At 43.3% G+C, this 13,180-nt stretch carries 10 protein-coding genes; 3 read left to right on the top strand and 7 right to left on the bottom strand.

Going from position 1 to position 13,180, the window contains the following annotated elements; genetic code table 11:
* Positions 1–73: 73 nt before the first annotated feature.
* On the bottom strand, positions 74–1,435 hold the full coding sequence (locus ABXS78_RS01690; RefSeq protein ID WP_366248651.1) for an FAD-linked oxidase C-terminal domain-containing protein: 1,362 nt from the start codon (positions 1,433–1,435) through the stop codon (positions 74–76).
* 349 nt (positions 1,436–1,784) lie between these two features.
* Here ABXS78_RS01690 and ABXS78_RS01685 point away from each other — a divergent pair, with 349 nt between their 5' ends.
* Both ABXS78_RS01685 and ABXS78_RS01680 read left to right on the top strand, forming a co-directional pair.
* Positions 1,785–3,476, top strand: coding sequence for an NAD-dependent malic enzyme (locus tag ABXS78_RS01685; RefSeq protein ID WP_366248650.1), 1,692 nt, complete (start codon positions 1,785–1,787; stop codon positions 3,474–3,476).
* Positions 3,477–3,582: 106 nt separating this feature from the next.
* Positions 3,583–4,548 (top strand): AEC family transporter, encoded by a 966-nt coding sequence (locus ABXS78_RS01680; RefSeq protein WP_366248649.1) that lies wholly within the window; start codon positions 3,583–3,585, stop codon positions 4,546–4,548.
* A gap of 39 nt (positions 4,549–4,587) precedes the next feature.
* On the opposite strand, the gene ABXS78_RS01675 is transcribed toward ABXS78_RS01680, so the two are convergent.
* The 6 genes from ABXS78_RS01675 to ABXS78_RS01650 all read right to left on the bottom strand — a co-directional run bounded on the left by ABXS78_RS01675 (position 4,588) and on the right by ABXS78_RS01650 (position 11,643).
* Entirely contained in the window at positions 4,588–4,734 is a 147-nt protein-coding gene (locus ABXS78_RS01675; RefSeq protein WP_170937651.1) for a hypothetical protein, read from the bottom strand.
* Positions 4,735–4,888: 154 nt separating this feature from the next.
* Positions 4,889–5,488 carry a nitroreductase family protein gene (locus ABXS78_RS01670; protein ID WP_366248648.1) on the bottom strand — a complete coding sequence of 200 codons (600 nt, stop codon included), beginning with the start codon at positions 5,486–5,488 and terminating at the stop codon, positions 4,889–4,891.
* A gap of 163 nt (positions 5,489–5,651) precedes the next feature.
* Positions 5,652–7,214: an AbgT family transporter gene (locus ABXS78_RS01665; RefSeq protein WP_366248647.1), complete on the bottom strand. Its 1,563-nt coding sequence runs from the start codon at positions 7,212–7,214 to the stop codon at positions 5,652–5,654.
* Positions 7,215–7,236: 22 nt separating this feature from the next.
* Positions 7,237–8,676, bottom strand: a complete 1,440-nt coding sequence (locus ABXS78_RS01660; protein ID WP_366248646.1) for a M20 family metallopeptidase — start codon at positions 8,674–8,676, stop codon at positions 7,237–7,239.
* 222 nt (positions 8,677–8,898) lie between these two features.
* Entirely contained in the window at positions 8,899–10,614 is a 1,716-nt protein-coding gene (locus ABXS78_RS01655) for an ABC transporter ATP-binding protein (RefSeq protein WP_095223935.1), read from the bottom strand.
* A 144-nt stretch (positions 10,615–10,758) separates the two neighbouring features.
* Positions 10,759–11,643: a Cof-type HAD-IIB family hydrolase gene (locus ABXS78_RS01650; RefSeq protein WP_366249852.1), complete on the bottom strand. Its 885-nt coding sequence runs from the start codon at positions 11,641–11,643 to the stop codon at positions 10,759–10,761.
* A gap of 187 nt (positions 11,644–11,830) precedes the next feature.
* Between ABXS78_RS01650 and ABXS78_RS01645 the strand changes: the two genes are divergently transcribed.
* Complete coding sequence (locus ABXS78_RS01645) at positions 11,831–13,177, top strand: sugar porter family MFS transporter (RefSeq protein WP_366248645.1); 1,347 nt, start codon at positions 11,831–11,833, stop codon at positions 13,175–13,177.
* Positions 13,178–13,180: the final 3 nt, after the last annotated feature.

Raw genomic sequence — 13,180 nt, 5'->3', positions numbered from 1 at the left:
TACAGACCTATTCAGCAAAAAAGGATAAACAAAAAAGAGCGTATTCTTGAGGGGGAATACGCTCTTTTTCTATTTAATCAATAAGTTTGCCAGGATTCATGATTCCTCGCGGATCAATAGCCCGCTTGATGGTTCGCATCAATTCGTAAGCTGTACCGTGTTCTTTTGGCTGATAGCTCTTCTTCCCTACTCCTACACCATGCTCACCTGTACATGTGCCCTCATGGGCAAGTGCATAGTCAACTATTTCCCTATGGAGCTGTTTAGCTGCCGTTACTTCATTGGGATCCTCAAAATCCGCCATCGCGATGATATGGAAATTCCCGTCGCCTACATGACCAACGATACCAGCCTCCAAGCCGCTGCCATCAACTGCTTGTCTTGCGTGCAGGATTGCCTCCGCAAGCTCTGATATCGGCAGACATACATCTGTCACGAGCATCCGTTTTGTTGGTGCAGCTTGAATGTAGTAATAAGCAAGATTATGCCGCGCATCCCACAGACGCTCCTGCGATGCCAAATCGGTTTCTGCTAGGAATTCCGCCACATGAAACGGCTCCAATAATTTCTCCATCCGTTTGATTTGATGCTGAAGATGCTCAACCTCACCATTCAACTCGAAAAAGATTGTCGGCTGTTCGATATAAGATGTATTAGCGAATCGATTGACATGCGCTACTGAGACCGCATCAACAAACTCGATTCTAGCCAAGTCGAGTCCCGCAGTACGTAGTCTCACCACAGCTGCCACGGCCTCTTCAAAGTCATCGAACACAGCACGAGCTGCTACACTTGCTTCCGGAATTGGATACACACGGAGAGTGAGTTCTGTAATAATACCAAGCGTTCCTTCTGAGCCCGCAAATAATCCGGATAAATGCAGCCCGGAAGAGGACTTCACGGCTTTCGAACCCGTATGTATGATTTCCCCGCTCGGCAAAACAACCTCCATGTCCAAGATATTGTCCCGCATTGTGCCGTATTTGACGGTATAAGAACCACTTGCATTCGTGCCTGCCATACCTCCAAGTGTCGCCTCAGCACCAGGATCTACACTGAAGAATAATTTATATTTCTTTAGGGCATCATTCAATTGAAACTGTGTCAGACCTGACCCGACAACGACAAAACCATCTTCCTCACTAATGGTTTTCAAGCCATTCATTAATCCAAGGTCGAGAGAGATGCCTCCCTCATAAGGAATCGCGTGCCCCTCTAAACTAGAACCTTTACCGAAAGGAGTAACAGGTATTCCATGTTCGTTGGCAAACGATAGAACTGCGCTGACTTCTTGTGCATTTTCGGGAAAGATGACCACATCTGGATCAGCCGCTGGGTGATAGGATGCATTATGGTTGTGCTGGCTGATGACTGCCGCCGCTGTTGATATCCTCCCGGGATGAATCAATTTACTCAATTCTTTAACAATGTCCATACCTAAATCCCCCTTCTATCTTATAAAAACAAGCTTAACACGAAGGATTTGAATTAAAAAGCCGAACAGTCAGAATAATTAAATATAATAAAACAAAGCATAGATTGTATATTTTTGTAATTAAAAAAAACAATAAATAAGTAATAATTGAATTTATTTCACATCAGTAAAATACTTTAATACCGCGGTTTTTCAGACGGTCATTTAGTATGTGAAATATCACACAAACTCAGTAAATGCAATAGTTATTTTAAATACTTTGTTAAAATTGATTAACAATTGATTAGTGATAGAATGGATTGTGGCAGTTACAAAAGGTAAGTAATCATTCGAAAAGGTGGAATCAGATATGAACACATATCGCAATAATGAAGATGGATCCATATCCACTTCTCTAAGAGGTAAGAACTTAATTTCAAATCCTTTTCTAAATAAAGGTGTCGCTTTTACGAAAGAAGAACGAGCTGAGCTTGGTCTTGAAGGTGTTTTGCCAGCGACCGTTTTAACATTGGATGAGCAAGTAAAACGCGCTTACGAACAGTTCAATGCACAGCCTAACAATTTGTTGAAAAACAACACATTGAACCAGCTGTATAACCGTAACGTTGTTCTTTACTATCGTCTGTTGACTGATCATCTAAGCGAAATGCTTCCTGTCGTTTATACTCCTACTGTAGGACAAGCTATCCAGGAATACAGCCATGAGTACCAACGCCCAGGCGGTGTTTATCTTGATATCAACAACCCGGACAGCATCGAGCAAGCATACGAAAATACATTGCTTAACACAGATGAAATCGATTTGATCGTAGTAACTGACTCTGAGAGCATTCTTGGAATTGGTGACTGGGGTGTCGGCGGATTGAATATCGCTATCGGTAAACTTGCTGTTTACACAGCTGCTGCTGGTATCGACCCTAACCGTGTGCTTCCAGTAGTAATTGATGCTGGTACAGACAACGAAGCATTGCTTAACGATCCACTTTACGTCGGTAACCGTCATAAACGTGTACGCGGCGAGCAGTACGATCAGTTCATCGATGCATTCATCAGCAAAACAGTAGAGAAATTCCCTAACGTACTTCTTCACTGGGAAGACTTCGGTAACCGTAACGCTCGTAACATCATCGATAAATATGGCGATAAAATCCTTACTTTCAATGATGATATCCAAGGTACTGGTGCCATCACACTCGCTGCTGTTATGAGTGCTTCCAAAGTTACTGGTACACCAATTAGCGAACAGCGTGTAGTTGTATTCGGACCTGGTTCTGCAGGTATCGGTAACGCAGACCAAATCGCAGCTGCAATGGTACTTGACGGTATTTCTAAGGAAGACGCAGTGAAAAACTTCTGGGCAATCGACCAACGCGGTCTTCTAACTGATGATATGGACGGCATTGCTGATTTCCAAAAACCTTACCTTCGTCCTGCTGACGAAGTGAAAGACTGGAATAAAGAAGATGGCATCATTGGTCTTGCTGAAGTTATCCGACAAGTGAAACCAACTATCTTGATCGGTACATCTGGTCAAGCTGGTGCATTCAGTGCAGAAATCATTAAAGAAATGGCGAAGCATGTAGAAAATCCAGTTATCATGCCAATGTCTAACCCAACACCACTTGCAGAAGCAATTCCAAAAGACTTGCTTGAGTGGACAGATGGCAAAGCATTGATTGCAACAGGCAGCCCATTCGACCCTGTTGAATACAAAGGAACAACTTACCATATCGGTCAAGCAAATAACGCATTTGCGTTCCCTGGTCTTGGACTTGGATCCATCGCTGTTAAAGCAAACTTGATCACAGATTCTATGTTTGCAGCTGCAGCTAATGCGATTGCAGACATGGTTAACAGCAACACACAAGGCGGCTCTTTGCTTCCAGCAATCGATGAGCTTCAACCAGTTTCAACCGCTGTTGCAGAAGCAGTTGCAAAAGCAGCTATCGAAGACGGCGTATCTGATGCAAAACCTGAAGAAATCAAAGACCTAATAGCTAAATCTGTTTGGAAACCAGAATACAAATCCATCAGAGGCTAAGCCTTTAAAGAATTTCTAATGGTGCAGGTGACTCCTTCCAAAAGGAGGCACCTGTATTAATTTTGACAACTTGAGCAATATAACTACTGTAGGGAGTGGAAAGAACATGAGTTTTGGTGAAATTTTCATCATACTAATTCCGATTTTCTTTGTAATCCTGCTTGGATTCATTGCAGGAAATCGCGGAATCTTTAATAAAGAGACATCCAAAGGGATCAACACACTTGTAACAAAAATCGCCTTACCGGCACACTTATTCGTAGGGATTACAACTACTTCCCGCGAGACTATCTTTGACAAAGCTTCATTTCTCGGCGCTTTATTAATTGGTGTTATTGGATTCTTCATCGTTGTATTATTAATTACTAGATGGACTACTAAATACGATTTCGTACAATCAACGATGTTCTCCTTGAACTCAACACAGCCGACATTTGCCTTTATGGGTATCCCGGTTATGGGAAGTATCTTCGGTGCTGATGTTGTTGCAATTCCTATCGCATTGATGGGTATCATCGTAAATGCTGTTTTGGATCCATTGGCGACTATCCTTGGTACAGTTGGAGAACGCAGCCGCAATACAGACTCAAACGAGAAGCAAGAAAGCCTGTTCAAGGTAACAATCAAGTCTATTCTTCATGGTCTAAGCGAACCACTTGCTTGTGTACCGATTGTCGGCTTAATCCTTGTACTTGTTTTCAACTTCCAGCTTCCAGACCTAGGTGTGGATGCACTTGATCAAATCGGTGATGTAACTTCCGGTGTTGCTCTATTCGCTGTCGGTGTTACAATCGGTATCAACAAAATCAAGCTAAGCCTATCAGCATTCTCCATCGCAATCCTGAAAGCAATTGTTCAGCCGCTTGCTATGGTCGGTATTGCTTACGCTCTAGGTGTAGCACATGATGATTTCGTACAAGCTGTATTGCTTGTATCATTCCCAGGTTCTGCGGTTGCTTCCATGATTGCTATCCGCTTCAAGAGCTTGGAATCAGAGGTTGCATCTGCATTTGTAATCAGTGCGATCCTGTCCATTGTCACTCTACCATTCTTAATTACGGCATTACTTTAAATAGAAAAGGAGTATCCCATCACCGGGATACTCCTTTTTTTATTTAACAGCAGGAAGGTCATCTGATTTCGACAATTCATCACGCAAGTAATCCATGTATCGCTCCAAGGTAGTCAGAATCTCATCTCGTTCATCATCTGACAAGTCACCGGCATGCTGCAACTTTTTATATGGATATGCACTCACTTTGCTTCCTTCCTTTCGTATTAATGATAATGGTAGCTACTATATACCCCGGCTTTCTGCAGAAGAAACATATGTAACACAACTGTAACAGAATTTTCGAATAATTATATCTAAAAAAAGTGCTATTGTCCATATGCGACAATAGCACTTTTTTTTATTTAATGACTTTAACACGCTCTTCCAACGGTTGGAATTCTTTATCGCCAGCTGGCATTGTCGGTTTACCAAAAGGCATCTGACCGCGAAGCTTCCAGTTGGATGGGATATCCCATTCTTTTTGGATAGCCTCGTCCACTAATGGGTTATAGTGCTGCAGGCTCGCACCAAGACCTTCCATCTCCAATGCAGTCCAGACCACAAGCTGGTGCATACCAGAAGTCTGCTCAGACCAGATTGGGAAGTTTTCTGCATAAAGTGCGAATTGCTCTTGAAGACCTTTCACAACTGTTTCATCTTCAAAGAATAGAACCGTACCATATCCATTACGGAAAGATGCGATTTTTTCTTCAGTTGGCGCAAAGTTATCAGCAGGCACGACTGCACGAAGCTGCTCTTCTGTAAGATCCCAGAAACGATCATGCTTGTCTCCAAGAAGCACGATTACACGTGTGCTTTGAGAGTTGAAAGCGGATGGTGTGTATTTAACTGCAAACTCCACAATTTCCTGAATACGTTCATCAGAAACAGGAGATTCCTTTGCTAGTCCATAAATAGATCTTCTGTTTTCTAAAGCTTTGAAAAAATCTTGAGTCATTATATATCCCTCCAAAAATTGTAGTACCGTTTGATAGCATACCCGACTAAGCAACCACCTATTAGTTACTTATAATTATCGAGTTACTTTCAGTAATTAATTTATCGCATTCCAAAGAAAACGTCAATAAAAAAGGGCGCCACATAAGCGCGCGCCCAATTTCTTATAAGCGAATATCGACACCTGGACCAACCTGCAGACCAAGCAAACTCCAAACAACGAACATAATGATCCAAGCAACTAAGATCAAGATTGCAAACGGAAGCATTAGTGACATAAGCGTTCCAAGACCAGAACGTTTGTCATAACGTTTCATGAATCCAAGCAGCATTACGACGTATGGATTCATTGGGGACAAGATATTAAATGCTGAATCCCCGATACGGAAGGCTACCTGCGTATAAGCCGGATCGTAACCTAACTGATAGAACATCGGGAGGAATACCGGCGCAAGCAGCGCCCAAAGTGCTGAGCCGCTTGTGATGAACAAGTTGACGATAGATGAGATGATGGTGAAGCCTACCATCGCTCCTATACCTGTCATATCCATGTTTTCCAAAGCGATACTGCCGTTCACGGAAATAATTGTACTAATATTAGTCCATTCAAAATATGCGATAAACTGTGCAGCAGCAAATACCAGTACAATAAAGCCTGACATCTCCTTCATTGCTGTACCCATTTTTTCTGGGATGTCCGAGATCTTTTTGAGCGTACCAGCAGTAAAACCATATGACACCGCCAGTATAATGAAAAGAACTAAAATCAGTGGCACGATATTGCTTAAAAATGGAGACTGAAGAATCGCCCCATCTTCACCACGCAAAATACCATTAGAAGGTACGATAAGCAAGGACACAAGAATCAAATATACTCCAGCTGCTATTATCGCATTCCGAACGCCGCGTTTCTGTTCCGGACGAAGCTTCTCGATTTGCGCAGTAAGGATGCTCTTATCTGCAAATTCGGGATTGAATTCCCCAAGGCGCGGTTCAATGAGCTTCTTGGAAATGAAGGATACAACAAAGACAAGCATGATGGTAGAAGCACTCATGAAATACCAGTTATCGAGCGGTGAAACAGCTCGTGCATCAGGATATTGCCCTTGAATAACTTCTGTCGAGATACCCGATAGCAAGACATCTGTCCCAGCAATCAGGATATTTGCTGTAAATCCAGCGGATACAGCTACAAAAGATGTAAGAAGACCGGCAATCGGATGCTTACCGATAGAATAATAAATCATGGCAGCAAGCGGCGGTATAATTACCATTGCAGCATCCGAAGCCAAGTTCCCTAACAAACCGACAAAAATGACCATATACGTCACCAAATTCTTTGGAATGTTCATGATCATTCCACGCATGACCACTTCAAAGAATCCTACATGCTGCGCAAGACCAATACCGAACATCATGACAAGCACCAGACCCAGTGGTGCAAAGCCTGTGAAGTTGTCCAGCATGGATGATAGAGCGAAAATCAAGCCTTCTTTCGATATCATGTTGTTTACTTCCACAACTTCATTCTCAGGCGTGGTGACGGATACGCCAAGCATACTCATGATCCAGGAAACAATAGCGATGAAGACTGCCAAATAAATGAATAGCATAAATGGATCAGGAAGCTTATTACCAGCACGTTCTATTGCTGAGAGAAACTTAAGAGCCCTTCCCTCTTCTTTTTGAGGCTTTTGCGAACCGCCATTCTGTGTTTGTTTTTCCATCTCTTTACCCCCAATCTGTTAGTTAAGCTAAAATGGTTGGCTTGACACCATCCGGGATAGGACTCGTATATCCATTTGGTCCTAGTCGTTTTTGCAGTTCAAGCTTTGCAGCTTCCAGCTGTTCTGGCTTATCAAATAGAGACAATGCAGTAGCAGCCATTACTTCAGATGCATAAAGCATTCCTTTTTGAGCCAGAGGCGTTTTGCCCTGAGACACTACTTGCCATGTATGTAATGGAGTACCAATGGCAAAGCAAGCTGCATGGAACTGTATAGTAGGTGTTATTCTGCTCACATCTCCTACATCAGTTGAACCATATTGTAAATTGTCTGCATCATGATACGGAATTGGTGTTGTAAGGAGTGGTGATGCCTCCATCTCCTCTTCCCACATTTCTGCATCCTTGCCGATCAGCATCAGGATGGATCGCTTATCAGAAGAGATATCCTCATCACTTAGCGTCGTTTGAATACCTCTTGCAAAATCAAGTTCTTCTGCCGAATATTCAGGCACCTGAACTCGTTCCACCTGTTCCTGCATCACTTGTTCAAGGACTGTATTACGGATAAAGCCGGAACAGGCCTTATCAAATGTTATCTCCAACTCTGTTTCTGTCATCAGAGCTGCCCCTTTGGCAATCTTCACTACACGCTGGTAGATACTTTCTACTTGCTCTGTTTCCGGAGCCCTGACCAAATAAAGAACTTCCGCTTCTGGCTGGACAACGTTTGGAGAAACGCCCCCAGCATTCGTAATCGCATAATGCAAACGCGCATCCTGTATAACGTGCTCCCGCAGGAAGTTGGTGCCGATATTCATCAGCTCGACCGCATCCAGCGCACTGCGCCCTAAATGCGGTCCCCCTGCTGCGTGTGCACTTTTACCTTTGAACTTGAAATATACTTGATAGTTGGCCAGCGTCTCAGCTCTTTGCACCCCGCTGTGCGTAAATGGATGCCATGTAATAGCTGCATCTGCATCATCAAAGACACCTTCTTTAGCCATGAAGGTTTTGCCTGATCCACCCTCTTCTCCTGGGCATCCGTAGTAACGAACAGTACCGCTCAATCCGTTCTCCTGTAAATACTCCTTTACTGCCAATGCTGCACCAAGTGCACTTGTACCAAGCAAATTATGCCCGCAGCCATGACCTGAACCTCCAGGCACAATCGCCTTCTGTTCAATCACACCAGCTTCCTGACTCAAGTCGGATAGCGCATCAAATTCACCCAAAAATGAAATCACTGGTTTACCTGCACCAAAGTTTGCTACGAATGCGGTTTCGATACCTGCAATACCGCGCTGGACGTCAAACCCTTCCTCTTCCAGCACATCCGCAAGAAGCGCTGCTGATCGTTTCTCTTGAAAACGCAGTTCCGCGAACTCCCAAATACGTTCACTTACCGCGCATAGTTTTTCCGCTTTATCTCTTATAAGACTATCAATCGAAATAGTGCTCATTAGCTCTTCCTCCTATGTATGCAAAATTCATGTGAGCTTTCCTTCCCTGTGATGTTACCTAAATACAAGCAAATCCGCAATAGTATATCGTCGAAAAAATCTAATAATTCTAATTTCATTGTAAAATATTCTAACACACACTTTAAGAAAACGCTTTCATTTATTACAAAAAAACAGGAAGTTACTTCTCCCTTATGGAAGAAAACTTCCTGTTTCGATGAATCAATGAGCGAACTGTGCATCATAAAGGCGGCGATAAGCACCCTCTTTTTCCAAAAGTTCTTTATGCTTTCCTTCTTCCGTTATACCTTGTTTGGTCACCATGATGATTTTATCAGCATGCTTGATTGTTGCCAAACGGTGGGCAATTACTAAAGTGGTACGCCCCGCTGACAGCTCATCCAGAGCTTCCTGTATCTTGACTTCCGTTTCAGTATCCAATGCGGATGTTGCTTCATCCAGTATAAGAATTGGCGGATTCTTCAAGAATACACGGGCTATTGAAATACGTTGCTTCTGACCGCCGGAAATCATGACTCCACGCTCCCCGATGACGGTATCCAAGCCTTTCGGCAATTCAGCAAGAAAATCAGTCAGTTGGGCTCTTCTAGCCGCTTCCTCAATTTCAGCATCAGTAGCATCCAGCTTGCCGTATGCGATATTTTCCCTGATGGTGCCGCCGAACAAGTATACATCCTGCTGCACGATGCCGATTTGACTGCGCAAGGATGCCAATGTCATTTCATCAGTCGGAATGCCATCAATAGTGATTTCCCCTGCATTCCGCTCATAAAAGCGCGGCAGCAGACTGCATATCGTAGATTTGCCAGCCCCAGAAGGTCCGACAAAAGCAACCGTCTCCCCTGCCTTTATCGAGAAACTAATATCTTTGAGAATCGAGCTGCCCTCTTTGTACCCAAAAGAGACGTTATCATACCGGATATTCCCTGTAAGACCATCAACGCGCTTGGCATTTGGTGCATCCTTGATATCAGGATCAAGCCGCATGATGTCCATATAGCGCTGGAATCCTGCGATTCCTTTTGGATAAAGCTCGATGATTGCGCCGATTTTCTGAATCGGCTGGAAGAATACGTTTGTCAGTAGAATGAAGGCTACAAGATCTCCGTAAGACATCCTTCCTTGAATAATGAACCACGCTCCGGCAACTAACTGAAACACAGCTATGAATCGCATCAGCATATACGTGACAGATAGATTCAATGCCATGATTTTATAGGAGAGCAGTTTCGTCAGACGGTAACGTTCATTGTTAACCTTAAATCGTGCTTCTTCATGCGCTTCATTTGTAAAAGCCTGAACAACGCGGATACCCCCGACTGTATTCTCGATACGGGAACTGAAATCAGCCGTATCTTCGTTCATCCTTCTAGAGGCTTCTGTCATTTTCTTGTTGCAATATAGAACGATCCAGAACAATACCGGAACAACGAGCATCGTCATAAGCGCAAGCGGCCAGTTGATGAAGAACATGATTGTCAGCGCACCAACAATGGTCATTAACGCGATGAAAAGATCCTCCGGGCCATGGTGAGCCATCTCCCCGATCATAAACAAATCGTTCGTCAAACGGGAAATCAGATTCCCTACCTTTGTATTATCAAAGAAACGAAAACTCAGCTTTTGTATATGCTCGAATAGCCGTTTGCGCATATCCCGTTCGATATTGATCCCGAGCTTATGTCCCCAATAGGTAACGATGTATTGCGTGACTGTACTCAAGCCATAAACGATGAACAGCAAAATACACGCTGTCACAATCCAGCTCCAGTTTTCCGTTGGAAGCAGTCGGTCTACCATCATATTTACTCCGATTGGAAAGGCAAGCTCCAATATTGCTACAAACACAGCACTGCCGAAGTCCAGCATGAAAAGCCGTTTATACGGTTTATAAAAAGCGAAAAACTCCTTTAACAAGAACCAACACTTCTTTCTGAGAATGATTATCACTCTATTTTACATGGAACTCGTAGCTTTCGCATCCCTTTATTGGATAATTCCTAACAAATCAGCATGAACAGGAAAAAAATAAACCCGGCACATTTCTGTGCCAGGTTTATCTTATACGCCTTCTTCGACTCTGCGCAGCTCTTCCTGCTCTCCAGCAATCAGCTTATCAATAAAATACGCTACACCCAGTTCATCATTCGCTTTTGTAATATGCGTAGCAATTTCCATGAGCTCCGTCATCGCATTCTTCATCGCAACACCGTTGCCAGCAACCTCAAACATGCTGATATCATTCGGGCTGTCTCCAACTGCGTAGATATCTTCCTTTTGAATTCCATACTTTTCTGCAAGCATCGTTACTGCATAACCTTTACCAGATTTCTCAGGCAATATTTCGAGAATATGCTCCCCAGAAGATGTAACCGTGATTTTCGCATTCTGTCTGATAGCTTTATACACTTTCGCCAGATTCTGAAGATCAAAACTGAAGACAAGGATCTTGAATATCGTATTTTCATCGGTGAAAATATGATCGATATCCGGTACAAAGCGGATACCGGATTGCTTGAACTGGGACATAGCACCAATCCAAAGCTTCTCCAAGCTTTCATCAGGGTTGGCAGAGATTACTTTATCCAACTCTGCCTGGAGTTTTTCATGTCCATTATAAGGAGAGAGCAGCTCTGTTTCTGTATACACTTCAAAGTAGATATCCTGTTCAATGAGGTACGTCGCTATCTCCCTTGCCAGTTCTTTTTCAAAGGTGATTGTATTAAGTAATTTATATCCAACATCATGGATCGTCCCCCCATTGGAAGCGATAATCGGTATATCCAAGTCATCTCCAACAAGAGACTTTACATCGAAGGTTGCACGTCCAGTACTGATAGAAACGAGCATATCAGCATCAATAGCACGCTTGATTGCCGCTTTATTTTCTTCGGGGATTTGACTCTCGGTATTCAATAACGTTCCATCCAGGTCGATTGCTATCATTTTTTTAGCCAAGTAAAATCCTCCCAATAACATTTTTAGGTAGTCAATTCTGATACTAGTAAATTATAATGGTTTATTGTGGGACTTTTCAATCGAGAGCAGATGCAAAGGTTTCATTTTATACGGAAAGAGGAAAAGGCTTACATATTATAACATAGTTTTCGCACAACTTAGGAGGTAGCAATATATGCAGAAAAAGCAATCTAATGGCTTATTGTATTTTTTTGGTGCACTTGGCGGCCTGCTCTATGGATATGATACTGGAGTCATCTCCGGTGCACTGCTGTACATAGACGAAGATCTCGGACTGAACTCCTTCACAGAGGGGCTCGTTGTCAGCTCACTATTAGTAGGAGCTATCATCAGTGCTGCCATTACTGGCCGCGTAACAGATAAAATCGGACGTAAAAAGACGATAATAGCAGCCGGTATCTTATTCCTGATCGGCGCATTGTCAGCTGGACTTGCAGTCAATGTAACTACAATGGTTATCGCCCGAGTTATTCTCGGCTTGGCAGTTGGTTGTTCCACTACAATTGTTCCACTATACTTATCAGAACTTGCACCAAAAGAAAAACGAGGTTCTCTCGCTTCATTAAACCAGCTTTTGATAACGATAGGTATTTTATCATCCTATCTCGTAAACTACGCGCTGTCAGATGCAGGCGCATGGCGCTGGATGCTTGGACTGGCTGTCATACCAGCAGCGATCTTAATCATCGGTATGTTCTTTATGCCCGAAAGCCCGCGCTGGCTACTGACGGCAGGAAAAGAAGAACAAGCACGTGCTATCCTAAAACGTGTCCGGGGTGAAAATGCCTCAATTGATGAAGAAGTTTCCGAAGTTAAGAAAGCAGAAAAAGAAGATGAAGGTGGCATAAAAGAACTGTTTTCCAGCTGGGTTCGGCCCGCATTGATTGCTGGAATGGGTATTGCTTTCTTACAGCAGTTCATCGGTATCAACACCATCATCTATTACACGCCAATAACACTTGAGAATGCTGGATTCGCAGATTCTGCTGCCATTCTCGGTACAGTCGGTATCGGTGCAGTCAATGTGTTGATGACGATCATCGCCATCCGTTTCGTGGACAAGATCAACCGTAAGACCTTGCTTATGGCAGGTAATATCGGGATGGTAGTCAGTTTGGTCGTTCTATCCACAGTTAACTTACTGGCACCTGATTCCACAGCCGCAACATGGGCTATTATCATTTGTCTTGGAACCTTTATTGTCTCTTTCTCGACGACTTGGGGACCAGTTGTCTGGATCATGCTTCCAGAACTATTTCCGACAAAGGTTCGCGGGATTGGAACAGGTGTAGCCACCTTCGCTCTGCATGGCGCTAACTTGATTGTGTCATTACTATTTCCAATTTTGCTCAATGCCATCGGTATCAGCTACCTATTCTATATTTTCGCTGTCATCGGTATCCTTGCCTTTCTATTCGTCAAATTCTTCACGACCGAGACACGCGGAAAGAGCTTGGAACAAATCGAACAGGATTTGCGCAAACGCAGTAGTGTAGGATAATAA

Origin of the sequence: Terribacillus aidingensis, from assembly GCF_040703035.1 — a bacterium.
Classification (GTDB): domain Bacteria; phylum Bacillota; class Bacilli; order Bacillales; family Amphibacillaceae; genus Terribacillus.
Note: the sequence above shows the minus strand (reverse complement) of the source record. Positions and strands in the feature narration are given on the sequence as shown.

Coding starts and splice junctions, on each gene's coding strand:
- ABXS78_RS01690 (WP_366248651.1), bottom strand. CDS start 1,435: ATGGACATTGTTAAAGAATTGAGTAAATTGATTCATCCCGGGAGGATA.
- ABXS78_RS01685 (WP_366248650.1), top strand. CDS start 1,785: ATGAACACATATCGCAATAATGAAGATGGATCCATATCCACTTCTCTA.
- ABXS78_RS01680 (WP_366248649.1), top strand. CDS start 3,583: ATGAGTTTTGGTGAAATTTTCATCATACTAATTCCGATTTTCTTTGTA.
- ABXS78_RS01670 (WP_366248648.1), bottom strand. CDS start 5,488: ATGACTCAAGATTTTTTCAAAGCTTTAGAAAACAGAAGATCTATTTAT.
- ABXS78_RS01665 (WP_366248647.1), bottom strand. CDS start 7,214: ATGGAAAAACAAACACAGAATGGCGGTTCGCAAAAGCCTCAAAAAGAA.
- ABXS78_RS01660 (WP_366248646.1), bottom strand. CDS start 8,676: ATGAGCACTATTTCGATTGATAGTCTTATAAGAGATAAAGCGGAAAAA.
- ABXS78_RS01650 (WP_366249852.1), bottom strand. CDS start 11,643: ATGATAGCAATCGACCTGGATGGAACGTTATTGAATACCGAGAGTCAA.
- ABXS78_RS01645 (WP_366248645.1), top strand. CDS start 11,831: ATGCAGAAAAAGCAATCTAATGGCTTATTGTATTTTTTTGGTGCACTT.